Raw genomic sequence first — 26,486 nt, forward strand, 5'->3', positions numbered from 1 at the left:
CTACAGGGCCCCCCCGATCCTGTCGGCGATTATTTCTGCCGGTGTCGAAGGTGGAATGAAATCGACGATTCGGCCATCGGGACCAACCAGATACATGAACGACGAATGGGAAACCTCGTAGGCAGCGAGATCAGGCCTGGTTTCAGTGGCGCTGAACACAGCCGAGAATGAGTCTGCTGCTGCTTCGATCGCACGGCGGGTTCCGGTTAATCCTACGAAGCTGGGATGAAATCTCTGCAGGTATCGCTGGACTGTAGCGGGATCATCGCGGACGGAATCCACCGAAATGAATACCGGTGTCACGCGCCGATCGATTCCTTTCCGCTCCAGCAACTCCATTGCTTTCGAGATGTTGGCCATTTGCGTTGGGCAGACTGCGGGACAGCTGGTGAATCCGAAAAAAGTGAGCAGGTATTCGCCATTGAAGTCCAGTTCGCTTCTGGGTACGCCATTGTGATCCGTCAGGTTGAACGCAATCCATCTGTTACCGTCTTCGTGGTGCAGCAGAGCAAACAGGATCGATGCGGTCGAAACGCAGAGCAGCGTCAGCCCCATCACGGCAGCGCGCTTCCAGATGCGGTTCTGCATCACGTCCGCACGCGCAAGTGATGTGGCTGACAGCTATCGGCAGCGTTTATGCCGGGCGTGCGATAACAGTATCGCCGCGGCCGCGGCCGGAGTCGGATGAGAATCGGAGACGACAATACTAGGATTCCTCAATCGAAGAAGTGAATGCACCCGCTTCCCGGTGCTCGCAGGTCGATCGAATCAGTTCCGCCGGTTTAGCCAGCTGCGCAATGAGGTAGTCGATGAACGGCTGTGGGTAGGCGCGCAGTTCCAGGGCTTCTGTCATGCAGCGCAGCCATTGGTCGCGCTCGACCTTTGTGATTTTGAGATGGGCGTGCACCTGCGGAATACTGATCGCACCGTACTTTTCCTGGTACCGGCGAGGGCCGCCCATCCACCCGCAAAGAAACCGGGCCAGCTTGTCCCTTGAAGTCCGGTTGTCCTGCGGATGCCAGGACCAGATGGTGCGATAGTCGGGATTTGTCGACATGAGGTCGTAAAAAGTGTCGACCAGAGCCCGAATTCCCGGCTCCCCTCCTGCGGACCGGTAGGTGTAGTCGTCGATCCCGTAGGCGTTCCGATGTGTCATGTCAGATTAGCCTGCCTGATCATCCGGTCGATGATCGGCCGGCACTGCTCACATCGAAACTGGGATCGGTGGTCGTACATGACTTCCCTGGCGTCTTCACACCCGCCCGCGATGGATGCCTGAATGTCATTGCGATAGAGGTCACTGCAGGTGCAGACCAGGTCCGGTTCCTTCTGACGCTGTTTGAAATTCACTCAAGATCTCCGATTGTTATTGCGCCGGTCACCCGAGAATGACGGCGACGGCCAATAACCCGAACACCAGCGCAAGGAATGCTGTCAGGACCATTGCAATGTTACGAAGCGCTTGTCGATCGGCGAGTTCGTTGTCGGTGGTCTGCATGCCGCTCTCCGGTGAGGTAGTGTACTCGGGCACTCTAGTCGGCAAATTAATATTCGTGAAGCGATTGTTATTGCTGGTTAATACAAAAAATATCGATATATAATCCGGACTCGAATCGATCTCCTGATCGTCTGGCCTGTCACCCGGGGAGTAACTTGTGGACACCGAACTGGCTCGAACCTTCCTGTCCGTGGTTGCAGCAGGTAACTTCAGTCAGGCTTCTTCCCGACTCTTCATCACCCAATCCACGGTCAGCGCCCGAATCGCCACACTGGAAGCGCAACTGGGGTGCCGTTTATTCGTTCGTAATAAAGCTGGAACTTCCCTTACCCCCGCCGGGCACCGGTTTCAGGCCTATGCGATCACCCTGGTTCGAACCGTGGAGCGCGCGCGGCAGGACATCGGTGTGGTTCGAGGGTTTCGCGGATCGGTAACCATAGGCGGCCGATTCGGATTGTGGGAAGACCTGCTGCTTGCCTGTCTGCCGCGGATCCGGCAGGCGGTGGGTGATGTCGCGGTCCGGGCGGAAATTGGTTTTGAGGACGACCTCATGCAGGGCCTGGTGGAAGCACGGACTGACATCGGTGTCATGTATGCCCCGCAACACCGTCCTGGCATGGTGGTCGAACAGTTGCTGGAAGAGCAGCTTGTCTATGTGACATCTTCAAGGGAAAACAGCTCTCCTGCGGATAATGGTTATGTTTATGTGGATTGGGGTCCCGAGTTTGCGAACCAGCACAGTGCCGCTTTTCCGGAGTTCGACGGCGCAGGAGTGTCTGCCAACATCGGCTGGCTGGGTCTGCAGCACATTCTGGCCAACGGAGGATCCGGCTACTTCCCGCTTCGGCTGGTGAAAAGCGAGTTGATCATGGGTCGGCTGCAGCGGCGGCCGGAACTGCCGGAATTTGTGCTTCCGGCGTATCTGGTGCATCTGAGTGATGTGGATCCGCAGACCGTCGGTGTGGTTCTGCAGATCATCCGTGACGCGGCCGCCGAGGGCGGATCTGTTACAGATTAAATCGAATTATTCGATTTAATCGACGTTTTTTTATCGTGGGGTCAATTCACGTCTTTGGTGTTACCTTGCCGACGCACAGCCGCAAATGAGGCCTACAGGATGACTATTTCACCAGCACCGCTTCCTTACACGAGTGACGCACTGGATCCGTGTATCAGTGCGCGTACGCTTGATCTCCATTACAACAAGCATTATCTGGGTTACATCCGCAATCTGAAAGAACTGATCCGGGACACTCAGCTGGCCGAGGGCGCCTTGCCGGAAATCGTCCGGGCAGCCTGGAAGGCAGGCAATCTGCCGGTCTTCAATAACGCCGCCCAAGCCTGGAACCATGAGTTTTATTTTGCATCACTCAGCCCGACATCGATCGTGCCGACTGGTCCGATCGGCTCCCTGATCGAGCGGGATTTCGGCACGGTTGAGCGTTTACTGGAAGTTCTGACCACCTCGGCGACGGCCCACTTCGGCAGTGGATGGGTCTGGCTGGTGCTGGATGGCGGAAAGTTGAATGTCGTGTCTACCGCGAATGCCGACTCTCCGCTGCTGTATGCGCGTCAGGTACCGTTGCTTGCCATCGATGTCTGGGAGCATGCTTACTATCTCGACTATCAGAATGAACGGCGGCGTTATATCGAAGCCGTGACAGCCCGGTTATTGAACTGGAACATTGCCAATCAGCGACTGAGTAACTCGCAAAAGAGCGGCCGCCAGAGGCGTACTAAGATGCCCGGGTTCGCTGCACTTGCCCCGGATCCTGGTCCGTCAACAGCAAAAGCGATCGAATGAGATGACCAAGCAACCAACCTCCACCACACAAGACGATGACGAGCTGCGACCTTTTGCGTCGCCACCCTGTTCCCTGCATGAGTTTGAGGAGCAATCGTTACCAGTTACCGAAATTCTCGAGTTGTTGAACGCACTTATCGAAGGCGAGCGGGCTGGCGCCAAAGGCATCATAGCGATGGGCAGGAATATTGAATCCTCCGAAATCAACGCGCTGCTGCGTGCTGTCGCCGGGGATGAAGCCCGGTTCTGCTCGATGCTCTCCCAGCATGTTGAGCGTCTCGGTGGTACTGCCAGCCGTGCAACAGGCAGCTTTGCCGAGAAGCTGGCGAAGCGCGAGACTTTCGTGGATAAACTGACCCTGCTGGACAGGGGGCAGTCCGTCGTGGTGCGGATGCTCAACGAGGCTATCCCCAGGATTTCCGATGCGCAACTGCAGCGCGATCTGATCGAGATGAGAGACGTTCACATCGTGAACATTGATCGATGCAACGCGTTGTTGCCGGACTAGCAGCCTGTTGAAAAGGCGCAGAGCGCGCAGGACGGTCCTTATCCATGAAAATCTCCATCTATCGGTTCAATCCTGAGTTCGACGAAACGCCCTATATGCAGGACTATGAATTTAGTCCGCCAGAGCAGGGCGATCTCATGATTCTGGATGTTCTCGAACTGCTTAAGGAGCAGGATCCAACCCTGACATACCGTCGCAGCTGTCGCGAAGGCGTGTGTGGTTCGGACGGCATGAACATCAATGGCGCGAATGTTCTCGCCTGCATAACGCGTGTTTCAGATGCGTTGAATGGCGGCACCCTGGCATCGGGACAACGGCTGCGTTCCTCCAGCAGCCTGGTGATCAGACCTCTGCCCGGCATGCCGGTTATCAGAGACCTCGTCGTGGATATGGCCCAGTTTTTTCGGCAGTATGAGTCGATAAAGCCCTGGTTGATCAACGATCAGCCGCCACCGGCAACAGAGAGAAAACAGACACCGGAGCAACGGCGACAGCTGGACGGGTTTTACGAGTGCATTCTGTGTGGCTGCTGCTCATCGGCCTGCCCTTCCTGGTGGTGGAACCCGGAGACCTATGTGGGTCCCGCGGGTCTTCTCTGGAGCTATCGGTTCCTGGCTGACTCCAGAGACACGGCAACCCGGGAACGCCTGGGTGAGCTCGACGATCCGTTCAGCGTATTCCGCTGCCGGGGCATCATGAACTGCACCGCCTATTGTCCTAAAGGACTGAATCCCCGCGATGCAATCTCGAAGATTCAGACGCTGCTGGTAAAGGAGGGCGTGTGATGAAACGTCTGGAAGGCTATGAGAACGTCGGCAATGTTCTGCATATTCTGGCTGAGTTTCACCGCGGGCTCGCCGGCTTCTTTGAAAATACGGGAAAAGCAGTCACTGACGAACGCATGAGAATGATGCTTGCGCATCTTGTGAAACATCAGCGCCAGCGCGCAGTTGCGCTGGAAAACTATCAGCGGGATGCGCCTGCAACTCTCCTCAAGAGCTGGCTGCAGATCCCGTTTCTGGAGAATCCCGGGTCGTTTCTCGAATTGCTCGGAGAGCAGAACGGAATGACCGTAGAGGCACTGCAGCAGTTGCTTTCCCGTGTCGATGGATTTGTGAGTCAATTGCTGCATCATCTGGAGACCCGTGCGGAGTCGGCAAACGTCGAGGCACTGTTTCACGACCTTCACGAGATCGACAATCGCGAGCGCCTCCTTCGGTCGCGGGCTCTGAGTTCGTTCTCTCAGATCTGAAGTCAGCAGTCGCGAGCCGGAACCTCGAAATGGCAGATCGGAGGAGGACTCGACCTTCGTTTGCCAATGCCTGGTTTTTCCCAGGTGCCGCGGTCTATGGCGCATTCTCGATTTCCGCATGGGTGATGGCGTGGACCGGCTACATCGATTGCCTGCCTGGTTTATGCACACCAACCGGGCACGCGCACGAAATGCTGTTCGGCTACGCTCTGGCTGTCGTTGCAGGTTTTCTTCTCGGACCACAACCGATCCTGGTCACCGTTGCGCTGTTCCTGCTGTGGCTGGGCGCAAGGGTTGCGTTCATCGGCTGGCCCGGATCATGGCCGGCGGTGATCCTTGTCGCGGTTTTTGCGCTGGGGGTGGCGCTGAAGGTCATCCCTCGATTTGCACATTCGGCGAAAAAGTGGCGCAACCGATCACTGGTCTGGATCGTTGCCGGGCTGGTGACGGCCAGCGTCATTGCGACGCTGCGTTATGCGGATCGTCCAATGGTTGACGGTGCCCATATGGCGTCGCTCACTCTGTTGGCTGCATTGATGTTCTTCATGGGAGGCCGGATCATCGCGCCGGCTGTTGGCGGGTACATCACCCGGCAGGGGGGGCACCTGGATGCCAGGGTTCAACCCGCTCTGGAAGGAGGGGTCCTTCTCAGCCTGCTCGGAGCGTTGGTCGGTACGGCAGCGGGAAGTACTTTTCCGGTTCGTTTCACCGGCACTATGCTGGTCGTTGCTGCCATCCTTGCCGCAATCAGGCTTGTCCGGTGGCAGCTCTGGCTGTGTGGACGGCGGCCGGATCTGCTGCTGCTTGCGCTTGGGTATGGCTGGCTGGTTGTCGGCATCGGATTGCTGGGTCTTGCCAGCTTCGGAATCCTGCCCAGGCCTGTCGCTGTGCATAGCCTGACCATTGGTGCGCTGGGAACGCTGACGATCGTGGTGATGGCGAGGACCCGTCTGTTGTACCGGTTTCGGGATGCGAATGTGGCGCCGCTCGCACATTTCGCGGCATTGCTCATGAGCGGCTCGGCATTGGCGCGAATCGCCTGGAGCGGCAACATTGCGCCCTTCGGCGTAGATCTGCTGCTGGTCAGCGGGGGCCTGTGGGCTCTCTCCTGCCTGCTTTTACTGTTTCCGCTGCTGGCAACATTACGGACGCAGGCTTCCCCGGTGTAGGCAGGTCGTGTAGCATCCAGCGATGCGATTCGATTGCCGCAATCTATTCTGCCACCGCTCTTCCTGTACATGCTTCGGGGGATTCCTCGCGGCCGGACTTTAGTCAGGCGGCCGAGGCACCCTCGACGCCCTTTGCCGCCACCTCGCAACATTCCAGTTACTCGTATTTTCTGAGGAACACCATCGTGATTCAGACACGCTCCGTTTTATTGGGCGAACGGGATTATTCCCGTTTGCAGGCCGTTCTAAAAAAATCAGATCCGACAACCGTTCGATTACTGCGTAACGAGCTGGATGCGGCGACCGTCATTCCGGATGCAGACTTAGCCCCGGACGTTGTTGTAATGGGGTCGGTCGTGACATTTCGAGATGTCCTTTCGAGTGAAGAGTCTACCGTGACACTCGTGTATCCACCGCTAGCCGATGCGTCGCGCGGCTGTATTTCCGTGCTTGCTCCGGTAGGAGCGGCGCTGATCGGCTTGCGGGTGGGGGAGTCCATATCCTGGCCGGTACCCAAAGGCGGTGAGCGTCATCTTGAGGTAGTAGCGCTCAACAATCCCGACGGGGATGAACCATGAAGGCCGCAGGTATGGAGTGTCCCGGCTTCTGGAATCATCTGCTGGCTACAGCTGAGGTGATCGAAGCTTCCACAGGGTCACTGGAGGAACTGCACGGCCATCTGCTTGCGCTGGAGGAGGGATTTGCAGGCATATTCGACCCCGGTAACCACTACTCGGAGTATGTCGCGATTCTGCTGTGCCGATCTATCCGACGGCGGTTGGCCGACAGCACTGCTGGACAGGCTGAGTAGTCCTCAATCCAGCGCCCGGCGCTTCGGCTGCGCAGACCTGGGTGCCAGGTCGACGGGTGTCTTTGACAGTACTTTCTCTCCGGTGAACAGGGCCGATATCAGACCGTTCCTTTCACGAATCTCTGTCACGACGACACCTGTAATGTGCAGGAAGACGGCAAACATCAGCAGATAGAACCCGTAGAGGTGTGTAGTGATGATGGGACTTCGAAAACTGCGCATGTCGTCATAGCTGGTTGGGTCAACGTGTTCCTTGGTTCCAGGGACGAGCTGGGCGAGTCTGTCCGGATCGCCATCGGTTACCCAGTCAGCGATCAGACTGCCGAATGGCGGCATGTAAAGATCGGTGCCGGCCAGCACCAGACCGGTGAGGGACTGAGAGACCAGTATCAGCAGAAGCAGAGACACCATGAGTCGGCTCAGCGGATTGTGGCCGACGTAGCCGGATGTGTTGCCGCTCAGGAATCCGCGAAGGTACTGCCGAAGTTCACTTATGTAGCCGGAACCGATGGGCAGGACCGCTTGCCAGCGCGCATGGGTGCTGCCTATGAATGCCCACACAAGCCGCCAGACGAGATTTGCTGCAAACGCGTACCCGACGTAGGTGTGCAGGGTTTTCAGGAGTATTTTCCCCTCCGCACTGACCCCGAATGATTTTTCATTGAGTATAGCCAGTCCAAGTACGGACAGGCCGAGTACGCAGATAAAATTGATCCAGTGAAACCAGCGAGTCGAGATATCCCACACAGGATATGCGCGAAGATCGGGTTGAGGCTCCATGCCGCTTTTCATTTTCTCTGCTCCCGCGGCGTCAATGGCCTGGTTGCGCTGCTGTGAGGCATCTCGAAAGTACCGGTTCTGATTCGTTGCAGCACGCTGTGAGCTGATAATCTCATCTCTCCCGCGGGGCGATGTCGATACGTACTAACCCGGGTTAGCTTGCTTTTTCGATGGTCAGTACGGTGCCGTGTGGCTGGATGGATGTACGGGCAAGCAAATTTGCAGCGCAGGCGCATACAGACAGCCGGGATTAGAGCCGTGTCGAATTGGCTGCACTTCGATTGTGGAGCTACCATAGGCCCATGTTGCGTCTTCTGGGCGGATAAAACCAGCGCAGGCCTGATTGGACAGGTAGGAGAAACGCATGAGGAGATTCACTCGAATCCTGCTGGTGGAGAATCCGGCATCGACCCGCTCTGCATCACTTCAGAAAGCAGTCCTGCTTGCGAAAAACCATCAGGCTTCGCTGACGATCTGTGCGGTTGTGGAGCCGGCTCCTTCAGTTATGCGGAAGGTCGGATCTTTCCCAACTCCGGCGAAAATGCTTGCGCTCGCGGTGGAAGAAAAGCGTGATCAGCTCGCTAAGATAGCGGCCGAACTGGTGGAAACTGGTATCTCCATCGAGTGCCAGGTGCTGGTTGGAAAACCGTTTCTGGAGATCACACGGCGGGTCAGAGAGAACAGTCACGATCTGGTGATCAAGGACGCAGAAGGCGCTTTGGGGCTGAAAGGCATGATATTCGGCAGCACGGATATGAACCTGATGCGCGTATGCCCATGCCCGGTCTGGATCGTCAAATCGAAAGGGGACATTCGCGTTCGTCGAATACTGGCGGCGTTGGATCGGGATGTGGAAGATTCGAAAGATTTTGCAGAAGACGAACTCAATCGGCGAATGCTCGAGATGGCTACGACGTTGGCATTGGCTGAGTTCAGTGAACTCCACATCGTGCATGCCTGGCGACTTGAGTACGAAAGCTACTTGAGGTCACCCCGGATGGGTCTCTCGAAGGAAGAAGTTGATTCCATGGCTGAAGAGGAGAAGGCTGAGCGAACGCAATGGCTGGAAAACCTTGTCAATACTTTTGGTACCAGCTCCGATAGAGATGCGACCGTACACCTTGAGCCCCAGTTGCATGTAACTAAGGGCGATGCCAGGCGGGTTGTTCCAGCGACTGCGAGGGATCTGGATATCGACCTCGTGGTTGTGGGCACAGCCTCACGTACGGGCATGCCTGGTTTTTTCATTGGCAACACAGCAGAAAGCATTCTGAATCAGATTGACTGTTCGGTTCTGACGATCAAACCTCCCGCATTCGTTGGTCCGTTTGATCGTTTACAGACAGAAATGGAGAGTTGATGCATTCAGGTGTGCGGTGACGGAAAACATTCTCAAACCTGTAGCGATTCCCGTCCCGATGCCCGGGAATTCACTTTCCAGCTGCCTGTCCTGCTCCCTGCGATGAATCTGTTGAGACTGCCGAGGCGATTATCTCTGCGGCGTTGGACTTAATGGTGTCGAGCAGCTGATGCAGCCGTTTCCGGTCGCCGGCGGTGGTGCCGGCGAACACCTTATCGAGGGTGTTGACCGCCGTCCGGTTCATTTCTTTTACCAGCGACTGACCCTTGTCAGTCAGGAAGACGGCGCGCAACCGGCGGTCACCCTCGACCGCATGCCGTTCAATGAGTCCCTTGGCCTGCATCCGGTCGAGCAGACTCGTGATGGCCATGCGGCTGCATTCGATGCTGTCCGCGAGTTCTGTCTGGGAGATGCCCGGTGTTCGACTCACATAAGCGACCACCCGCCACTGAGAGCGGGTGAGTCCGAGGGGTTTCATCTTCTGATCGTAGGCGTCGTTGAACTTTCGGCCGGCGTCGACCAGCAGAAAGGCCAGCTCACGCTCAAGAACAAATTCTGATTTGTCAGCACTCACAGGTCGAACTCGAACCGATTTCCGTCCGCACCGGCTGTCACGGACCCGCGCCGGTCTATCGGATCTTCGTGTGTCATCTGCAGCAGGAGCGATTTGTCCTGTGATGTGTGGGCAACGAATCGTGCGCCATTTTCAAGCCTGCCCAGTACCAGGCCGCGCTCTGGTTCACCGCTGCGGTCGAAGAGGACCGTAAAGGTTTCTATGGTGCCCGTTCCGGACGGCCGCGGGTCCATTGTCGGATGCGGCATGGCAGCGATGGTGCGGTTCAGCGGCCCGGTGTCCGGTGGTTCGAATGGGGTTGCAGGAGGGCCTGCGGCATAGATGCCGAGGGCATGTTTGGTCAGATACCAGCCATTCGCGGTGACTAAGCCCCGCTCACCGGGTCGCTGTCTGAGTCGATCCATCATCGTTGCGATAGCGTGCATGCTGTAGTTGTTTCCGGCACCACCGAAATAGGGCAGACCACCCGTCACGGTGAGCAGACGGGAATCCGCCTCGGTCATTCCCAGGGCGTCTCGCGTGACTTCCACGACAGCGGGAAAACAGGAATAAATGTCGAACAGATCGATTTCATCAGCAGACGTGCGCGCCATGTCGAAGGTGCTGGTGAGTGCTGCTGACAGCGCTGGAGACGAGTGATGATTGATCCGCTCGCTGACATGCCAGATGTCATTGACGTCTGCGCAACCGTGAAGGTAGACCCAGCGGGATTCGTCGATACCCAGCGCCCGCGCCTTTTCATCCGAGGTGAGCAGGACTGAAGCGGATTGATTCACCTGCATGACGGCGTTCATGTACTTGGTATATGGAAAACCGATGTAGCGGTTCCCGACGGTTGGGGAGGCGATTTCCGTCGCGCTGCGCTCGACGGGAAACCAGGCGTACGGATTGTTGCTGGCAACTCGGGAAAAGGGTGCAAAAAGCCTGCCCAGCGCGAGCTGATGATCGCGCGTCGATCTGCCGTAGTGTTTGCGCAGCGCGTTTTCAAACAGTGGATAGGTCACGATGGGCGCCACCATGCCGTGTGCCTGCTCCGTGTCGTTGCTGCCGGGACGATGTGCGCTGAACAACCGCGGCGCGGTAGCGGTGTCGTCCGCTTCCCAGTCGAGGGTCTCGCCAGATTTGACCGACCGAGCCAGGGAATCGAGCGCCTCAGCACCCGCAAGGAGAACCATGGACGCGTGGCCGCGGGCAATTTCCCCCGCAAAGTGATTGACCAGCATCTGTGGCGTGTTGCCGCCGGTTGCGGTGAGAAAGTGCCGTGCCTGCCCGGCACCGAGACGATTTGCCAGCGCCGCGGGGGGATTGCTGATCAGTGTCGGGCCGACACTGTTAACCACCACCAGGACGTCCAGTTCGCCCCAGCAATCGGCTTTCAACCCGGCATCGATCGCACAGGCCCGGGCGGTCTCCTGCATCATCGTCAGTGGGCTTTTCGCATCCGTAAGGCTCGCCGGGCGGTCGATGAGTTGACCGCTGCCAACCAGTACAGGTTGAGGGGATCTGGCCAAGACAACTCCATCAGTATGTAAGGTGGATGATTGTATACATATTTACAATAAATTCAAAAGGCGCTACTTTACCGCTCTGTCCGTGTGCAGGAATCGAAATGGCTACCAAGACGCTACTGAAAACCGGGCTGTGTGAATTGCTCGGCATCGACTATCCCATTGTGCTCGCCGGCATGGGTGGTGCCAGCACGCCGGAACTCGCCGCCGCAGTATCCAACGCCGGCGGGCTGGGTGTGCTGGGGGCCGCCGCCTGCGGACCAACCCGCCTGCGAGCCTGGATCCGGAAGACCCGGACACTCACAGACAGGCCATTCGGCGTCGATACCCTGCTGCCGGCCTCAGTGCGCAGAGCGCAGGAACTCAGTGAAGGAGGCGGTGCGGATTCTCCACTCCCGCTGGAAGCACACCGGGCGTTTGCCGCTTCGTTCATGGCCGCACAAGGCCTGAAGCCCTCGGTCACGGCGTCACTGGACACGGCCGATGAGGATGACGGCCTCGTGCTTTTTTCCGCACCTTTTTTCCAGGCGCAGATGGAAGTCATCATCGAAGAGCGGGTGCCGGTCTACGCCGCCGGACTGGGCAACCCCGGGCCCTGGATGGCCCAGCTGAAGGCCAATGACACCAAGGTCATGTGCGTGGTGGGTGCGGTCCGGCATGCGCTGCAGGTGGCGAGCAGTGGCATCGATGTGGTGGTGGCACAGGGGCATGATGCCGGTGGCCATAACTCTCCCGTCGGCACCATGGCACTGATTCCACAGGTGGTGGACGCGATGGGCAGGGTGCCCGTGCTCGCCGCCGGTGGTATCGGCGACGGTCGCGGCGTTGCCGCTGCCCTGATGCTCGGAGCTGCCGGCGTCTGGATCGGCTCGGCCTTTCTTGCGGCGCGGGAGGCGGGCATTCCTGCGTTCCAGAAGCAGGCGCTGGTCGATGCCAGTGAGGAATCCACGGTGGTGTCCCGCTCGATCACCGGCAAGCCGTGTCGCATGCTGCGCTCGAGCTGGACGGCCGCCTGGGAGCGGGGAGATCTGCAGCCGCTGCCGATGCCCTTTCAATCGATGATCTCCGATCCGGTCATGAATGCAGCGGTGCAGGGAGAAAGAGCCGACGTCTATCCCGGTATCGCGGGGCAGGGCATCGGCATGATCAAGGCCGTGCGTCCTGCATCGGAAATATTCATGGATTTCGTGGCTGGTGCGGAAGATGCACTGGGTCGGGTCGGTCACTGGTGAGCGATCGCAATCGTTGATCACACCTCAGAGATACAACTGTCCAGAGGAGGAATTTTGATGAAACTGAGATTTCGACTGATACGGATCACGGGCATTGTTCTGCTCGCATGTCTGGGATTTCTGCCTGTACATGCCGCGACACCCTCCGAATCTCCCCGCAGCAACGAGGCCATTGTCCGGGAGTTCATCGCTGCCTGGTCGAGGCTGGATGCAGATGAACTGGTTGGGTATTTCGCGAGTGATGGCACCTATCACAACATGCCGATGGCTCCGGTGACCGGACACGAAAAGCTGCGCGAGTTCATCGGCGGCTTCCTGGCAAGCTGGGAAAAGACCGACTGGCAGATCATCAATCTGCTGGTCGACGGCGATGTGGTTTTCGCCGAACGCATCGATCGCACCCATGCTGCGGGTCGCTATGTCGAGTTGCCCTGTGCCGGTGTGTTCGAGATGGAAAACGGCAGGATCAAGGTATGGCGCGACTACTTCGATCTGGCGACCTTTACAAACGCCGTCACGCCACCCCGGGATTAGGAAGTCAGCTATGAAGACCCATGCTGCGATTGCATTCTCACCCGATACGCCACTCGAAATCCGCGAAGTCGACCTGGCGGATCCGGGGCCGGGCGAAGTTCGAGTAAAGATGCAGGCCTGTGGTATCTGTCGCAGTGATCTCAGTGCCCTCGAAGGTAAGGAGACTGTCGAGTTTCCTGTTGTGCTGGGGCACGAAGGTGCTGGAATAGTCGATGCGGTCGGTACGGGGGTCACCCGGGTACAGGACGCAGATCGGGTTGTGCTGTCCTGGACACCCGCCTGTGGCATCTGTCCAGGTTGTCTGCGTGGCGAATACCAGTTGTGTGAGCGGGTAAACATGTCGACCGGCAGTCAGGGGCCGCTCACTCTGAACGGGCGTGGCCTCGATCGGTTCATGGCGCTGGGCGCCTTCTGCGAATACGTTGTGGTGCCTGAGCGTATGGCGATACCCGTGCACAGCGAAATGTCCGCTGTGCACATCTGCCTGATCGGCTGCGGGATCACCACCGGGTTCGGTGCTGCAGTGAACACGGCCGCCGTCCGCTGGGGTGAGAGCGTGGCGGTGTTCGGGTGCGGTGGTGTCGGGCTTGCGGCGATCCAGGGTGCCCGGGTCGCCGGTGCCGCGAGCATCATCGGAGTGGATCCGATCGCGCAGCGGCGTGCAGCTGCGCTGCGGGTGGGAGCCACTGCGGTGCTGGATCCCAGGGGCGCGGTAAAAAAAATCCTCGCTGATACACTCGGTGGAGTGGACGTTGCCATCGAATGTGTGGGAAACCCTGCGACCATGGCGGATGCGTTCAACGTCATCCGCTCCGGTGGCCGGAGCATTGTGGTCGGTCTGCCGGCTTACACCGAGATGCTCGAATTACCGGCCATCATGTTGCTGCGAGAAAAGTCCATCAAAGGTTCGATCTACGGCTCCTCGAATCCGTCCGTTGACTTCCAGAAGATCGCATCCCTCGGTGATCGTGGCCTGCTGCAGTTTGAGCCGCTCGTTGATAACACGAGACACTTCTCGGAGATCAACGAGGGCATTGCAGAGATGCGGGAAGGATCCGTGACCAGAGTCGTGTTGACGTTCCAGAACTGAAACGTTTTCGGGTCCGAGCCGGCTGCGCCACAGGCGTAGCGCGAAGCATTGCTTCGCGAGGCTCGGACGGCCGCGCAGGGACGCGCGGCCTGGGGCTCAGTATCTCAAAGATGTCGCGACAGGGATGTCGAGAGGATTTAAAAATGGTCAGAGTGAGAGAATTTAACCGCCGGTCGCACGGCTCCGGTCTCGGCCGGAGGGTGATGGACTCGATCGTGGTATCGGGAATTTAGAATTGGTCGGAGTGAGAGGATTTGAACCTCCGGCCCCCACGTCCCGAACGTGGTGCTCTACCAAGCTGAGCTACACTCCGATTGGGCCGCGTATTGTAAACATCCGCGGCCTGAGAACAAGAATAAATCCGGTTCAGATCAATATCCGCTCCCTTCGGTACAGCCAGACGGCCAGCCAGGCCAGCAGGCCCGCGGCAGCGAGGGTACAGATTACCGAAACCACCACGTGGACCGGATCCACGCTATCCCCGGAGATGAGTTGTCCGATCAGCGTAGCCTGGCTGAGGGAAGGAATCGTCATCAGCGCGGTGGAGGCGCCGACATTGAGCAGCTGGGTCAGGATCAGCGGCAGTGTGGGCACCAGGATGATGAGGGTGAGATAAGTCTGTGCCTCCTTGTAGCTTTTGGCGAATGAGGCAAACACTGTGAGCAGCGCGGCGGCAAAGATCATCAGTGGTACCGAAACCAGAAAAGCGGCTGAAGCGGTAAACGCGGTGATCTCGAGAGACATGCCGATCCGGTGCAGCGGAACGAAGGGAATAGATACCGCCAGGCTGATCAGAAACAGCAGCAGGCTGGCCCCGCTGAACAGTGTGGTGGCGAAGAGTTTGCCCATCACCAGGGCAGTGCGACTGATGGGCTGGCTGAGCAGGGGTTCGAGGGAGCCATGCTCCCGCTCACCGGCGGTGGTGTCGATTGCGAGGTAGAAACCGCCCATGAAGATCACGAGAACCAGCAGGTAGGGCAGGGTGGCCAGCACCGCGAGCGCCCGGGCTGCGGGGGATGCGGTGTCGAGTTCCTGCACGACGAGGGGCATGGTGATCGCCGGATCGATTCCCCTGACCTGCAGCCGCAGCATGCCCAGTGTGCGGGCGTAGCGATTGATCAGATCCCGGGCCTGGGAAAACTGGCGTCTTGAAGAGCCGATTTTCGAGCCGTCGTGCATCAGCACCAGGGCATTGATGTCTCCCCGGGCGAAGCGCTCGGCATAGTCCTCGCGGATTACCAGCACCAGATCCTGGCGTCCTTCGGTCACTTCTGCCCGCGGGTCTTCGCTCTGCAGCAGTTCGATCCGGGTGTTCTGCTGTTGCAGGTAGGCAAGCAGTCCGGGTGCGTGTTCCGCGCCGACGATGGCGAAAGACACTGGTTCATCGCTCTCCCCCAGGGCGGTATTGAGCATGAAGGTCATCAGACCCATGAACAGCGCAGGACCAAACAGGGCCAGGGAGAAAGAGGAAAGTATCGTGCGCCGGTCGCGAATGTTGTCCCGGCATTCTTTGATGAGCACGATGAGTGCGCCATTCATGATCCGCTGCCCACCATGCGTATGAAGGCGTCTTCCAGGTCTGTTTCACCGCTGCGGGCCCGCAGTTCGTCGAGCCCGCCCTGAAAACGCACTCTGCCACCGCCGACAATGACCACGTCGTCACAGAGGTTGGTGACCTCCTGCATGATGTGGCTGGAAAAGAGCACGCAGCGACCCTCAGCCTTGAGTTTCAGGATGATCTGTCGCAGTGCCCGGGTCGCCATGACATCGAGTCCGTTGGTCGGCTCGTCGAGCAGCAGATGTCTGGGGTCGTGAATCAGCGCACGCGCCAGGGCAACCTTGATCCGCTGACCCTGGGAAAAACCGGCCACCCGGCGGCTGAGGATGTCTTCCATTTCCAGCAGTTCGGTAAGGCTGGTAATGCGGCCGTCCAGCACCTTCCCCTTCAGACCATGGAGCGCACCGTAATACGCGATGTTCTCTCTGGCCGTCAGACGCCCGTAAAGGCCGGTCGCGTGGGGCAACACGCCGATTGTCCGACGGACATTCATGGGATCCCGGGCGACGTCGAACTCACCGACATGTGCGCTGCCGCTGTCCGGTGCCAGGACAGTGGACAGGATGCGCAGCGTCGTCGATTTGCCCGCACCGTTAGGGCCGAGCAGGGCGGTGACCCGGCCATCGGCGGCGGTAAACGCAACATCGCGAATGGCCGTCACCGTGCCGAATGATTTGCAGAGCGCCTCGATACGGATCATGGCGACGGGCCCATGAGATTGATGAAAAAAGGTGTGGGCTGCAGCCGATCCACACAGGCGGTATCCAGTGCGCGCCAGTCCGCCTGTTCCACGAATTCAGACATCAGTCGGGGCAGGCAACCCCGGGCGAAGACGCCGTGCCCCTGCCCGGGCGCGGTGATATGGAGCGCGTTGCTCAATTGTGCGGCCACCGCGTCGCCGTAGCGGGGTGGCGTGATGGGATCGAACTCACCGGACAACAGCAGGGCTGGCACATCGCTGACAAGCGGTGTGCGGAGGTCGTTATCGAGCGGGCCTGCAGGCCAGTGCTGGCAGATCGTCTGCAGCGCACGCACCTGATCAGCGCCCATGTAGGTGGCATCGAGTGCCGGCCAGTTCACCTCGCCGATGAAGGGGACGTCTTCTGTGCAGACCACCGAGTTGTGCATGCCCACACCAATGGCATTGTCGAGATCAGACTGCAGCTGCAGGGCGTTGGCAGCCAGTGGCGTGAAATTGGCATCGCGTTGTGCTTCCTGGATCACCAGCGGTATGAGCGCTGCGGTCTCCGGACTGTAGCTCAGCAACCGGACGACCATCAGCAGATGGGGATAGCCGATGGCCATGGCGTGGGCGGTGCCCTGGACCGGGTGGGGTAGAGTGATCTCCACGGCGGCGGTGCGCAGACGGGACTGGAGGGCGGCGAAGGTGGCGGGCAGATCCGGAAAGGCTTCCGCGCAGTGCGTGTCCTTCGCGCAGCGGGAAAAAATCTGCTCCAGAGTCTGCTGGGCGTTGAATGCCGCATTCGGACCCAGCGGTACGTCTGCCGGCAGTATCCCGTCGAGAATGAGTGTGCGGACCGAAGCGGGGTAGCGGCGTGCGAAATGCTGGGCGACCCGGGTACCGTAGGAGACGGCATAGACATTGAACCGGGCATAACCGAGCGCTGCACGTGCTGCCTCGAGATCGGCAACTGCGGCGCTGGTGGTGTAGTTGCCCGGCTCGCCGGGCAGAGACTGCAGACATTCCTTGGTCGCGACGGCGATGGATCCAGGCACGAGGCCATCGGTGAGATCGTCGAGTCCAGCGCACCGCAGCGGCGCAGAACTGCCTGTGCCGCGTTGATCGACCACCACGATGTCACGGTGCAGGAGGATCGCTGCGAAGGCGCTGGCACTGTCTGCGTAAAGGCTGATCGACGATCCGCCGGGGCCGCCGTTGATCAGCGTAAAAGCGTCCGGTTCCGGCGCCGGACTTGGCGAGCGGATCACGGCGACCCGCAGAGAGATCTGCCTGCCTTCGGGCTGCTCCGGATTTTCCGGTCGCTGCAGATTTCCACACTCGGCTTCGATGGATTCGATGCCCCGGGAGCCGGTCAGGGTACAGGCCGTGAGCTCAAAAGTGGTTCCGGCGGGCGAGAGTTCTCTGTCCGCACCGGACGCCGGGGCTGCGTATGCGCTCGAAGCGAGCGTGCTCGAAACGAACGTGCTCGACGTAAATACCAGCAACGCTGAAAAGGTGAGCGCGGTGCCCGCCGGCATGGACAGGCTCAGTTGAGCCGGGAAACGGCGAACCGCGCCAGGGTGTCGAGCGCTTCCCGATAGGCGTTATCCGGGAGGTCGGCCAGGCAATCGATGGCTCTGTCGGATTGAGCCCGGGCCAGCGCCTGGGTGTAGTCGAGCGCACCGGTCTGGCGCACGATGCCGAGCACCACGGGCAGAGCGGTGTGGCTGCGTGCCGCTATCGCCTCCCGCAGAGTGCGGGTCTGGGCAGTGGTGCCCATTGTCAGAGCGTGGATCAGGGGCAGGGTGAGTTTACCCTCCGCCAGGTCATCGCCGACGTTCTTGCCCATGGCGTCGGCGGCGCCCGCGTAGTCCAGCCAGTCGTCGACCAGCTGATAGGCCAGACCAAAATGCAAACCGAAATTGCGCAGTGCGGTATGCATTCCCGTGGACTCGGTACCCAGCATCGCAGCACTGTGAGTGGCCGCCTGGAACAGCAGCGCCGTCTTGCGACGGATGACTTCCATGTACTGGGCTTCACTGATCTGACAGTTGCCCACATTGGCCAGCTGCAGCACTTCGCCTTCGGCGATGCCGTTGGTTGCTTCCGAGAGAATGCCGAGGATGCCCAGGTCGCCGAGTTCCACCATCAGCTCGAATGCACGGGAGTAGAGAAAATCTCCGACCAGCACACTGGGAGCGTTACCCCAGGTGGCATTGGCAGTGGCTCGACCCCGGCGCAGATCCGAGCGGTCCACCACGTCGTCGTGCAGCAGGGTTGCGGTGTGCAGGAACTCGATGATGACGGCGAGTTTGATGTGATCCTGAGCCTGGTAGCCGCAACCGCGACACGCCAGCAGCACCATCAGCGGCCGCAGACGCTTACCACCGCTTTCGATGATGTGCGCGCCGATTTCCTCCACGAGCCCGACGTCGGAGGTGAGCAGGCGGGGTATCAGCGTGTTGGTGGATTTGAAATCTTCCGAAACGAGCCCGTATACCGACTCCAGAGCCCCGATCTTCGTCGCGGACAGGCTGACGTTGTGGGTGGCTATCGCAGTTTCACCTGACATGAACTTCAGTGGTTTCCGTCTGTTTGCTGGCTGTGGAACGACCCTGATACTCAGGGACGGGCCTCAAGGCTTTACGAGCACATTTCAATGGAAGGCCTATTCTGCACGTTTTCGTGGCACTCAGCCGCCTCTTTCCCCCCGAATTCGCCGGGAATCCACGCTCTGGGGGTCTCAGGTTGCGTTGTATTCCCGGAAATTTGCCCGTAGAATTACGCGCCTTTCGCGGCACCCTCCCGGAAAATTCCGGCCAATACAAGTAGTTAGCTGTTCAGCAGCCGACCGATGGACGCGAATCTTCGCGCAGACATTGTAATACGCGAAGGTTGTAGGGTCAGGTGAGTCTGAGAGCGCCAGGAGTAGAAGTTATGTTTGCGGTATTTTCCAGCGGTGGCAAGCAGCATCGCGTCACCGAGGGTGAGGTGATCAAGCTCGAGCGGCTCGTTGCCGAACCGGGCGAAAAAGTGGTTTTCGACAAGGTGCTCGTGGTTGCCAACGGCGATCAGGTGACCGTCGGCAGACCCTATGTCGATGGCGGCAAAATCACCGCTGAAGTGATCGGCCATGATCGCCACAAGAAGGTGCGCATCATCAAATTCCGACGCCGTCAGAATTACATGCGCCGCCAGGGTCACCGGCAGTGGTACACCGAACTGAAAATTACCGGCATCAGCGCTTAGCGGGCTTTTCAGGCTCACTGTTTAAAAGTCCAGGAGGATAATCGGCAATGGCACATAAGAAAGCAGGCGGCAGCACGCGCAACGGCCGGGATTCGGAAGCAAAGCGTCTTGGTCTGAAGAAGTTTGGTGGCGAAGTCGTGTTGAGCGGCAATATTCTCGTACGCCAGCGCGGTACCCAGTATCATCCTGGCCCGAACGTGGGCATGGGCCGTGATCACACGCTGTTTGCCAAGAGCGACGGCCAGGTCCGCTTCGAGAAACGCGGGCCAAAGAATCGTACCTTCGTGGTGGTTGATACCGCCGAAGCCTGAGGCGCAGTATCCGCATCAGCTTACTGCCCTGCGTATCTGAAGCGCAGGGATATCCCTGCAAAATTGCGTTGACCGGTTCATGCAGTTCATCGACGAAGCCACTATCCGCGTCGAAGCCGGCAACGGCGGTCGCGGCTGTCTGAGTTTCCGTCGGGAAAAATACATTCCCCGCGGCGGGCCGGATGGCGGCAACGGCGGTGAAGGTGGCGACGTAATACTGGTCGCTGATGCCGCACTGAATACCCTCATAGATTTCCGCTTTCAGCCCCTCTATCGGGCCAGTCATGGCCAGTCCGGCAGCGGCAGCAACTGCACGGGTGCCCAGGGTGAGAGCCGGTTTGTGCGCGTGCCCGTTGGGACCTCCGTGGTCGATGAGGAATCCCTCGAGGTACTCGGCGACCTTACCGTCGCCGGCCAGGAACTCCTGGTTGCCAAAGGCGGTTACCACGGCATGGGCAACGCCCACTTCAAGTCGAGCACCAACCGGGCGCCGCGTCGCACCACACCGGGCTCTCCCGGTGAACACCGGATATTGCGCCTGCAGCTGAAGCTGCTGGCCGATGTGGGCCTGCTGGGGCTGCCCAACGCGGGTAAATCCACCCTGATCAGCCGGGTATCCGCCGCAAAACCGAAGATCGCCGACTATCCTTTCACCACCCTGGTACCCAGTCTGGGCGTGGTCGGTTCCGGCTCGGACAGCAGTTTCGTGATGGCCGACATCCCCGGGCTCATCGAAGGTGCCGCGGCCGGTGCCGGTCTGGGCGCGCAATTCCTGCGCCATCTGAGCCGCAATCGAATCCTCCTGCATCTGGTCGAGGCACTGCCGGCGGACGGCTCGGATCCGCTGGACAACGCCCGCATCATCGAAGGGGAGTTGCAGGACTACAGCGCAGCCCTGGCGCAGCGTCCGATCTGGATGGTGCTCAGCAAGACCGATCTGGTGGATGAAAGCCGGCTGGCCGAGCTCCTCGAGCGGCTGGGTAAGGCGTACCCCGGGCGGCCGCTGCACGCAGTTTCCGCCATGACCGGCTCCGGACTGCGGGAACTGGTAAGCGATCTGACCCGGGAGGTACGGGAGATCCGCTTCCGGCTCGCCGAAGATGAGGACTACGCAGCAGACCAGCTTGCCCTCGAAGAACGCATCAGTGCCGACGTGCTGAACAGTTCGCTGGCGATCCGCCGTCATCGTCTGACCCCGGGATCGGCTGCAGAAGATGCCGACGACGACAGTGACGACGGTGATGTGGAAGTCATCCATGTCGTCGAGTGACCGTACAGAAGCGTCCGTGCGGGCCGTTCTCGGCGATGCCGGGACCATCGTGGTCAAAGTCGGCAGTGCACTGCTCAACGATCCCGGAGCGGGCCTTACCCGTTCTCTGATCAGCACCCTGAGTGCAGATATCTCCACGCTGCTCGCTGCCGGTAAAAAGGTGCTTCTGGTCAGCTCAGGCGCTGTGGCGGAAGGCATGTCGCGCCTCGGCTGGCGCACCCGGCCGACCTCGGTGCACCAGTTGCAGGCGGCTGCCGCGGTCGGTCAGATGGGTCTTGTGCAGGCCTACGAACGGGCCTTCAGCGAACACGGGCGGCACACCGCCGTGGTGCTGCTCACCCATGATGATCTGGCGGATCGGCAGCGCTATCTGAATGCGCGCACCACCCTGAGAACGCTTCTCGACCTGGGTGTGGTGCCCATCATCAACGAAAATGATTCGGTCGCAACCGATGAGATCCGATTCGGCGACAACGACACCCTGGCCGCCCTGGTGACCAATCTGCTGCAGGCGGAGTTGCTGGTCCTGCTGACAGACATCGGCGGACTTTACGAGGAAGACCCCCGCAGACGTCCCGATGCGCCACTGGTCGCGTTTGCCCGGGCAACCGACCCGCGGCTGGATTCGATGGTGGCGGAAGCGGGCGCGCTGGGGCGCGGTGGCATGATCACCAAGCTGCGGGCAGCGCGGATTGCCGCACGCTCAGGGGCGAATACGGTGATTGCGCATGGCTCGGCGGCCGGCAGGTTGCAGAGTGTGCTGGCTGGTGAAGCCGTCGGGAGTCTGCTGTGTGCCGATGTGTCGCCTTTCGATGCGCGCAAACGCTGGATTGCCGGACAACTGAAGTCGAAAGGTCAGCTCACCATTGATCCGGGTGCCGTAACCGCCCTGGTGCAGCGGCGTGTCAGTCTGCTGCCGGTCGGGGTAGCCGGGGTGGAGGGGGAGTTTTCCCGGGGTGAACTGGTGCGCTGCGTGGACGGTGCGGGCAAGCTGATCGCCCAGGGCCTGACCAACTACTCGAGCGCGGAGACCCGTAAGATGCTGGGGGCGGCGAGCCGGGACATCGTTACCCGGCTGGGCTACAGCCTGGAACCGGAGATCATCCACCGGGACAATCTGGTGGTGCTGGTCGATGCCTGAGCTGTCAGGGCTGGCCAACCGCATCCGGCTGGCCGCTGCGGGGAGCTTATCTCAGGCGCTGAGCGCGCTGATCCGCGCACTGAGGCGGGACTTGTGACGGGCTGCCTTGTTCTTGTGCAGGATGCCATGGCCGACCATGCGGTCGATCACGGGGATTGCGGTTTCGAGTTGAGTTCTTGCCGCGGCCTGGTCGCCTCCGAGGATGGCGGCTTCAACCCGCTTGATGTAGGTGCGAACCATGGAACGCTGGCTGGCGTTGTGCCGGCGACGTTTTTCAGATTGCCGCGCGCGCTTGCGGGCTTGTGCACTATTGGCCAAAGGGCTCTCCTGGGGTCCGGAAAATTCAAGGCGCGGTAATATGCCGGTGAGGTATGGGTATGTCAACCGGGCCTGAGACGACAGGCCCGGGGCCTGGTCAGAATGTCGCCCGTCAGGGGTCGGTGGTATCGGCCATGACCCTGATCTCCCGGATCAGCGGTTTCCTGCGGGATGTGGTGCTGTCGAACTTTTTCGGAGCAGGCGCGATAGCCGACGCCTTCTTCGTTGCTTTCCGGATCCCGAATTTTTTCCGCCGGCTGTTTGCGGAAGGGGCCTTCAATCAGGCCTTCGTGCCTGTGCTTGCCCGTTATCGGGAGGGAGGCCGGGAGGAGCTGACGACATTCATCCGGATCATGTCGGGCAATCTGGCCCTGGTGCTCCTGGGTGTCGTACTTGCCGGGGTGCTGCTTGCGCCGGGACTCATTACCCTCTTTGCCCCGGGTTTTATCGGCGACGACGAGCGGTTCAGCCTGGCCACTGTGATGGTGCGCATTACCTTCCCGTATCTCGGGCTGATTTCACTCACGGCCTTTGCCGGTGCGCTGTTCAACAGCCATCACCGCTATGCGATTCCCGCGTTCACCCCGGTTCTGCTGAACCTCTCCCTCATGTCGGCGGCGCTGTTTGCGACCAGCCTTTTCGCGACTCCTGTGTTTGCTCTGGCATGGGGTGTGTTCTTCGCCGGTGTCGCACAACTGCTCTTCCAGCTGCCCGGTCTGCGCAGGCTGGGTCTGCTGCATCTGCCGAAGGTGGACTTCCGGCATGAGGGGGTACGGCGGGTCGGCCGGCTGCTGGTGCCGGCGATTTTTGCGGCCTCGGCGAGCCAGATCAACACACTCATCGATACCATGCTGGCCTCGACGCTGATCACCGGCAGCATTTCCTGGCTCTACTACGCAGACAGGCTGCTGGAACTGCCGATTGGTCTGGTGGCGGTGGCATTAGGGACCGTGCTGCTGCCCAATCTGTCGCGCCTCGACAGCAGTGCGGACCTGGCCGGCTTCCGGGCGACGCTGGACTGGGGCATCCGGGTCGGTCTGTTTCTCGGTGTGCCTGCGGCGGTTGCGCTTTATGTGCTCGCGCTGCCACTGATCGCCGGGATTTTTCTGCACGGTGCGCTGAGTGTGATCGATGCGCGGATGGCGGCACTCGCACTGCAGGCGTTCGCAGTGGGCCTGCTGCCGATGGTGCTGGTGAAAGTACTGGCACCGGCCTTTTTTGCGCGCCAGGACACCATGACGCCGTTCCGGATTGCACGACTTGCGATCGGGGTCAACATCCTGCTCAACCTGGCGCTGTTCAGGATTCTCGGTCATGTCGGACTGGCGCTGGCCACTTCTGTTTCTGCCTGGGTTAATGCACTGCTGCTGTGGCGCACGCTGGCTGCCGAGGGCCGTCTTGAACTTTCCCGAACCACCCGCATTGCACTGGCGCGCTGTGGGCTCGCCGCGCTGACCATGGCAGGCGGTCTGGTGTGGCTGATTCCCGAGTCCGGGCAGTTCCTGACCATGAGCGTGCTCGAGCGCGGTGTCTGGCTGGGGCTGGCAGTAGTGGGGGGAGCAGCCATCTATGTGCTGACGCATCTCCTCACCGGCTCGCGTCCGGCCGAGCTGCTGCATCGTGCCTGAGGGTGTGGGTGTGAAGGACACCCGAGACCCTATAATGGCGCCCATGGAAATCGTGCACGGCACCTACAGTCTTAAAGCCCGCCACAAAGGCTGTGTGCTGACCGTGGGCAACTTCGATGGGGTGCACCTGGGTCATCTGCACCTTCTCGAAGCGCTGTTCGCAAAGTCCCGGGCACTCGACGCCCCGAGCATGCTGCTGACCTTCGAACCCCAGCCGCGGGAGTTCTTCGCCGGTACCAAGGTGCCGGCGCGGCTGACCAGATTCCGGGAAAAAATCACCCTGCTCGGCCGCACTCAACTCGACCGGGTGCTCTGCATGCCTTTCAACGAACGAACCCGCAATACCCCGGCCGAGTGGGTAGTGGATGAGCTCTTCCACAGAATGCTCGGCGTACGCCACGTGGTCGTGGGTGATGACTTCCGGTTCGGCAGGGACCAGACCGGTGACTTCGCCCTGCTCGAAGCATCGGGAAAGCAGCACGGCTTCGGTGTGAGTCATGTAGGTACCGTGTCGGTGGATGGTGAGCGGGTCAGCAGTACACGGATACGGGAGGTTCTCCGTGCGGGTGACTTCGCCCTCGCCGAGCGGCTGCTGGGCCACGCCTACTTCATCATGGGCAGAGTGGTATATGGACGCCAGCTCGGGCGCACACTGGGTGTGCCCACGGCAAACATCCGGCTGCAGCGGTACCGGGCTGCACTCGAGGGGGTTTACGCGGTGCGGATCCGGGGGCTGGAGAAACCGTATGAGGGCGTGGCCAACATCGGTGTGCGGCCCACGGTGGATGGCAGGGAACCCCTGCTGGAAGTGCATCTGTTCGACTTCCAGGGAGACCTCTACGGACGGCTGCTCACGGTCGAATTCGTGCGCAAGATCCGCGAGGAGCGGACCTTCGACGGTCTGGATTCTCTCAAACATCAGATACACGCGGATATCCGCACAGCCCGGGAGGCATTTGCCGGTCGATGAGGATGATGCAGCACAGGTATGCGGGTGCGGGCTGCTTATGAAGAGCGCTTCTGAAGAGCGGGCAATGAGCGCAGTACCGGTGGGTTGGACCCGCTGGCTGCTGCTCAGTGGCGCGGTGGTGGTGCTCGATCAGCTGACCAAGTTCTGGGTGGTGAGCACACTCGCCCATGGCGATCGGATTGCGGTCCTGCCGGTGTTCAGCTGGGTTCGCTGGCATAACGAAGGCGCCGCATTTTCGATGCTGGCGGACGGCAGTGGCTGGCAACGCTGGCTGTTTGTGGCGCTTGCCATCGGGTTTACCCTGTTCATCGTGATCGAGCTGCGCCGGTTGAACCCCGCCAATCACTTCATGGGTGTGGTCTATGCCCTGGTGCTCGGTGGTGCGCTCGGCAATATGGTCGATCGCCTGTGGCAGGGTTATGTGGTCGACTTCCTGCTGGTGCACTATCAGGACTGGTATTTTCCCGCGTTCAACGTGGCCGACATGGCATTGTCGATCGGTGCAGGATTATGGATCCTCGCCTTGCTGCTCGAGTATCTGCGCGAGCGTAAACAGCCTTGAGCGGGCGTAAACAGCCTTGAGCGAGCATAAACAGCCTTGAGCCAAAAAGAAGACAACAGCCCGGGTCTGATCGGTCGTGCGTCGGATCGGCGGGTGCGCCCTGGAGACAGAATCACCCTGCATTTCTCTGTGCTTCTGGAGACCGGCGAGGAAGTCGATACCACCCGTCGCGGCAGACCCGCCACCTTCGAGTTTGGTGATGGTCAGCTCCTGCCGGGTTTCGAAAGTGCGCTGCTCGGCATGCAGGCGGGGGACGATGCCCAGTTGCGCATTGCCGCAGAAGACGCCTTCGGTACACACAAGGCAGAGAACGTACAGACCCTTTCCAGGGGCCAGTTCGGTGCGGATGTGGTGCCTGAGCCCGGGCTGATCGTGTCCTTCGCGGGGCCGGGTGGCGAACTGCCCGGTGTGGTGCGTGCTGTGAACCAGAGCACAGTTGAAGTCGATTTCAATCATCCGCTGGCGGGTCGGGTGATAGTCTTCGATGTCTCGATCCTCGACGTTGCAGATGGCGAGGCAGGACGCAGTCGGGTCGATGCGTAGTGCCGGTATGCCGGCCGGCGACCATCTGTCGCTGATTTTGTACCGCCCGGCGCGCTCCCGTCGGAACCCTCGCACCCGGAGCCTAACATGCAGCACAAGGCGAGACAGACCAACACGCAAGACAGGCAATCGAA

The 26,486-nt window shown here is 60.0% G+C and carries 31 protein-coding genes and 1 tRNA gene; 20 read left to right on the forward strand and 12 right to left on the reverse strand.

What is annotated here, in order from left to right; translation table 11 throughout:
• From R3E82_02715 to R3E82_02725, 3 genes are all read right to left on the reverse strand, one after another.
• On the reverse strand, positions 1-588 hold the full coding sequence (locus R3E82_02715; GenBank protein MEZ5549781.1) for an SCO family protein: 588 nt from the start codon (positions 586-588) through the stop codon (positions 1-3).
• A gap of 118 nt (positions 589-706) precedes the next feature.
• Positions 707-1,156 carry a group II truncated hemoglobin gene (locus R3E82_02720; GenBank protein ID MEZ5549782.1) on the reverse strand — a complete coding sequence of 150 codons (450 nt, stop codon included), beginning with the start codon at positions 1,154-1,156 and terminating at the stop codon, positions 707-709.
• Positions 1,153-1,350, reverse strand: coding sequence for a (2Fe-2S)-binding protein (locus tag R3E82_02725; protein ID MEZ5549783.1), 198 nt, complete (start codon positions 1,348-1,350; stop codon positions 1,153-1,155). Before R3E82_02725 ends, R3E82_02720 begins: the two co-directional genes overlap by 4 nt.
• Positions 1,351-1,655: 305 nt before the next feature.
• On the opposite strand from R3E82_02725, the gene R3E82_02730 reads away from it, so the two are divergent.
• The 8 genes from R3E82_02730 (at position 1,656) to R3E82_02765 (ending at position 7,042) form a co-directional block, all read left to right on the forward strand.
• On the forward strand, positions 1,656-2,516 hold the full coding sequence (locus R3E82_02730; GenBank protein ID MEZ5549784.1) for a LysR family transcriptional regulator: 861 nt from the start codon (positions 1,656-1,658) through the stop codon (positions 2,514-2,516).
• A gap of 99 nt (positions 2,517-2,615) precedes the next feature.
• The gene (locus R3E82_02735; protein MEZ5549785.1) at positions 2,616-3,302 is read left to right on the forward strand and encodes a superoxide dismutase; all 687 of its coding nucleotides are present in this window, start codon (positions 2,616-2,618) and stop codon (positions 3,300-3,302) included.
• Position 3,303: 1 nt separating this feature from the next.
• The gene (locus R3E82_02740) at positions 3,304-3,810 is read left to right on the forward strand and encodes a DUF6306 domain-containing protein (GenBank protein ID MEZ5549786.1); all 507 of its coding nucleotides are present in this window, start codon (positions 3,304-3,306) and stop codon (positions 3,808-3,810) included.
• A gap of 44 nt (positions 3,811-3,854) precedes the next feature.
• Positions 3,855-4,595, forward strand: a complete 741-nt coding sequence (locus R3E82_02745) for a succinate dehydrogenase iron-sulfur subunit (GenBank protein MEZ5549787.1) — start codon at positions 3,855-3,857, stop codon at positions 4,593-4,595.
• Positions 4,595-5,062 (forward strand): hypothetical protein, encoded by a 468-nt coding sequence (locus R3E82_02750; protein MEZ5549788.1) that lies wholly within the window; start codon positions 4,595-4,597, stop codon positions 5,060-5,062. The genes R3E82_02745 and R3E82_02750 overlap by 1 nt, the downstream gene beginning before the upstream one ends.
• A 29-nt stretch (positions 5,063-5,091) precedes the next feature.
• A complete protein-coding gene (locus tag R3E82_02755; GenBank protein MEZ5549789.1) occupies positions 5,092-6,231 on the forward strand; it encodes an NnrS family protein in 1,140 nt (379 codons plus the stop codon).
• 185 nt (positions 6,232-6,416) lie between these two features.
• Entirely contained in the window at positions 6,417-6,809 is a 393-nt protein-coding gene (gene rnk / locus R3E82_02760) for a nucleoside diphosphate kinase regulator (protein MEZ5549790.1), read from the forward strand.
• Positions 6,806-7,042 (forward strand): hypothetical protein, encoded by a 237-nt coding sequence (locus R3E82_02765; protein MEZ5549791.1) that lies wholly within the window; start codon positions 6,806-6,808, stop codon positions 7,040-7,042. Before rnk ends, R3E82_02765 begins: the two co-directional genes overlap by 4 nt.
• 3 nt (positions 7,043-7,045) lie before the next feature.
• Here the strand turns inward: R3E82_02765 and R3E82_02770 are convergent, their stop codons facing one another.
• Complete coding sequence (locus tag R3E82_02770; protein ID MEZ5549792.1) at positions 7,046-7,834, reverse strand: cytochrome b/b6 domain-containing protein; 789 nt, start codon at positions 7,832-7,834, stop codon at positions 7,046-7,048.
• 352 nt (positions 7,835-8,186) lie between these two features.
• On the opposite strand from R3E82_02770, the gene R3E82_02775 reads away from it, so the two are divergent.
• Positions 8,187-9,182 (forward strand): universal stress protein, encoded by a 996-nt coding sequence (locus R3E82_02775; GenBank protein MEZ5549793.1) that lies wholly within the window; start codon positions 8,187-8,189, stop codon positions 9,180-9,182.
• 70 nt (positions 9,183-9,252) lie between these two features.
• Here the strand turns inward: R3E82_02775 and R3E82_02780 are convergent, their stop codons facing one another.
• Complete coding sequence (locus tag R3E82_02780) at positions 9,253-9,756, reverse strand: MarR family transcriptional regulator (protein MEZ5549794.1); 504 nt, start codon at positions 9,754-9,756, stop codon at positions 9,253-9,255.
• On the reverse strand, positions 9,753-11,267 hold the full coding sequence (locus tag R3E82_02785) for an acetyl-CoA acetyltransferase (protein MEZ5549795.1): 1,515 nt from the start codon (positions 11,265-11,267) through the stop codon (positions 9,753-9,755). The genes R3E82_02780 and R3E82_02785 overlap by 4 nt, the downstream gene beginning before the upstream one ends.
• Positions 11,268-11,365: 98 nt before the next feature.
• Between R3E82_02785 and R3E82_02790 the strand changes: the two genes are divergently transcribed.
• Genes R3E82_02790 through R3E82_02800 form a run of 3 tightly spaced genes read left to right on the forward strand, consistent with a single transcriptional unit; the run spans position 11,366 to position 14,120 of the window.
• Entirely contained in the window at positions 11,366-12,496 is a 1,131-nt protein-coding gene (locus tag R3E82_02790; protein MEZ5549796.1) for a nitronate monooxygenase, read from the forward strand.
• Between the two features lie 57 nt (positions 12,497-12,553).
• On the forward strand, positions 12,554-13,030 hold the full coding sequence (locus R3E82_02795) for a limonene-1,2-epoxide hydrolase family protein (GenBank protein ID MEZ5549797.1): 477 nt from the start codon (positions 12,554-12,556) through the stop codon (positions 13,028-13,030).
• Positions 13,031-13,040: 10 nt separating this feature from the next.
• Positions 13,041-14,120, forward strand: coding sequence for an alcohol dehydrogenase catalytic domain-containing protein (locus R3E82_02800; protein MEZ5549798.1), 1,080 nt, complete (start codon positions 13,041-13,043; stop codon positions 14,118-14,120).
• A 236-nt stretch (positions 14,121-14,356) separates the two neighbouring features.
• On the opposite strand, the gene R3E82_02805 is transcribed toward R3E82_02800, so the two are convergent.
• The 5 genes from R3E82_02805 to R3E82_02825 all read right to left on the reverse strand — a co-directional run bounded on the left by R3E82_02805 (position 14,357) and on the right by R3E82_02825 (position 18,932).
• A tRNA-Pro gene (locus R3E82_02805) sits at positions 14,357-14,433 on the reverse strand.
• Positions 14,434-14,486: 53 nt separating this feature from the next.
• Positions 14,487-15,659, reverse strand: a complete 1,173-nt coding sequence (locus R3E82_02810) for an ABC transporter permease (protein ID MEZ5549799.1) — start codon at positions 15,657-15,659, stop codon at positions 14,487-14,489.
• Positions 15,656-16,378 (reverse strand): ATP-binding cassette domain-containing protein, encoded by a 723-nt coding sequence (locus tag R3E82_02815; protein MEZ5549800.1) that lies wholly within the window; start codon positions 16,376-16,378, stop codon positions 15,656-15,658. The genes R3E82_02810 and R3E82_02815 overlap by 4 nt, the downstream gene beginning before the upstream one ends.
• The gene (locus tag R3E82_02820) at positions 16,375-17,898 is read right to left on the reverse strand and encodes an alpha/beta hydrolase (GenBank protein MEZ5549801.1); all 1,524 of its coding nucleotides are present in this window, start codon (positions 17,896-17,898) and stop codon (positions 16,375-16,377) included. The genes R3E82_02815 and R3E82_02820 overlap by 4 nt, the downstream gene beginning before the upstream one ends.
• An 8-nt stretch (positions 17,899-17,906) precedes the next feature.
• On the reverse strand, positions 17,907-18,932 hold the full coding sequence (locus tag R3E82_02825; GenBank protein MEZ5549802.1) for a polyprenyl synthetase family protein: 1,026 nt from the start codon (positions 18,930-18,932) through the stop codon (positions 17,907-17,909).
• 365 nt (positions 18,933-19,297) lie between these two features.
• Between R3E82_02825 and rplU the strand changes: the two genes are divergently transcribed.
• The 4 genes from rplU to proB all read left to right on the forward strand — a co-directional run bounded on the left by rplU (position 19,298) and on the right by proB (position 22,331).
• A complete protein-coding gene (rplU, locus tag R3E82_02830; GenBank protein ID MEZ5549803.1) occupies positions 19,298-19,609 on the forward strand; it encodes a 50S ribosomal protein L21 in 312 nt (103 codons plus the stop codon).
• Positions 19,610-19,656: 47 nt separating this feature from the next.
• Positions 19,657-19,920 (forward strand): 50S ribosomal protein L27, encoded by a 264-nt coding sequence (gene rpmA, locus R3E82_02835; GenBank protein ID MEZ5549804.1) that lies wholly within the window; start codon positions 19,657-19,659, stop codon positions 19,918-19,920.
• A gap of 79 nt (positions 19,921-19,999) precedes the next feature.
• On the forward strand, positions 20,000-21,190 hold the full coding sequence (obgE, locus tag R3E82_02840) for a GTPase ObgE (protein MEZ5549805.1): 1,191 nt from the start codon (positions 20,000-20,002) through the stop codon (positions 21,188-21,190).
• The gene (gene proB, locus R3E82_02845) at positions 21,135-22,331 is read left to right on the forward strand and encodes a glutamate 5-kinase (protein ID MEZ5549806.1); all 1,197 of its coding nucleotides are present in this window, start codon (positions 21,135-21,137) and stop codon (positions 22,329-22,331) included. Before obgE ends, proB begins: the two co-directional genes overlap by 56 nt.
• 51 nt (positions 22,332-22,382) lie before the next feature.
• Here proB and rpsT read toward each other — a convergent pair whose 3' ends face one another.
• Positions 22,383-22,649 carry a 30S ribosomal protein S20 gene (gene rpsT / locus R3E82_02850; GenBank protein MEZ5549807.1) on the reverse strand — a complete coding sequence of 89 codons (267 nt, stop codon included), beginning with the start codon at positions 22,647-22,649 and terminating at the stop codon, positions 22,383-22,385.
• Positions 22,650-22,708: 59 nt separating this feature from the next.
• Between rpsT and murJ the strand changes: the two genes are divergently transcribed.
• The 4 genes from murJ (at position 22,709) to R3E82_02870 (ending at position 26,352) form a co-directional block, all read left to right on the forward strand.
• Positions 22,709-24,277, forward strand: coding sequence for a murein biosynthesis integral membrane protein MurJ (murJ, locus tag R3E82_02855; GenBank protein MEZ5549808.1), 1,569 nt, complete (start codon positions 22,709-22,711; stop codon positions 24,275-24,277).
• A gap of 43 nt (positions 24,278-24,320) precedes the next feature.
• Positions 24,321-25,247 carry a bifunctional riboflavin kinase/FAD synthetase gene (ribF, locus tag R3E82_02860; GenBank protein ID MEZ5549809.1) on the forward strand — a complete coding sequence of 309 codons (927 nt, stop codon included), beginning with the start codon at positions 24,321-24,323 and terminating at the stop codon, positions 25,245-25,247.
• Positions 25,248-25,311: 64 nt separating this feature from the next.
• Positions 25,312-25,809 (forward strand): signal peptidase II, encoded by a 498-nt coding sequence (gene lspA / locus R3E82_02865; protein MEZ5549810.1) that lies wholly within the window; start codon positions 25,312-25,314, stop codon positions 25,807-25,809.
• A 36-nt stretch (positions 25,810-25,845) separates the two neighbouring features.
• Entirely contained in the window at positions 25,846-26,352 is a 507-nt protein-coding gene (locus R3E82_02870; GenBank protein MEZ5549811.1) for a peptidylprolyl isomerase, read from the forward strand.
• The last annotated feature ends 134 nt before the right edge of the window (positions 26,353-26,486 follow it).

This window comes from Pseudomonadales bacterium, from assembly GCA_041395945.1.
Taxonomy (GTDB): domain Bacteria; phylum Pseudomonadota; class Gammaproteobacteria; order Pseudomonadales; family Azotimanducaceae; genus SZUA-309.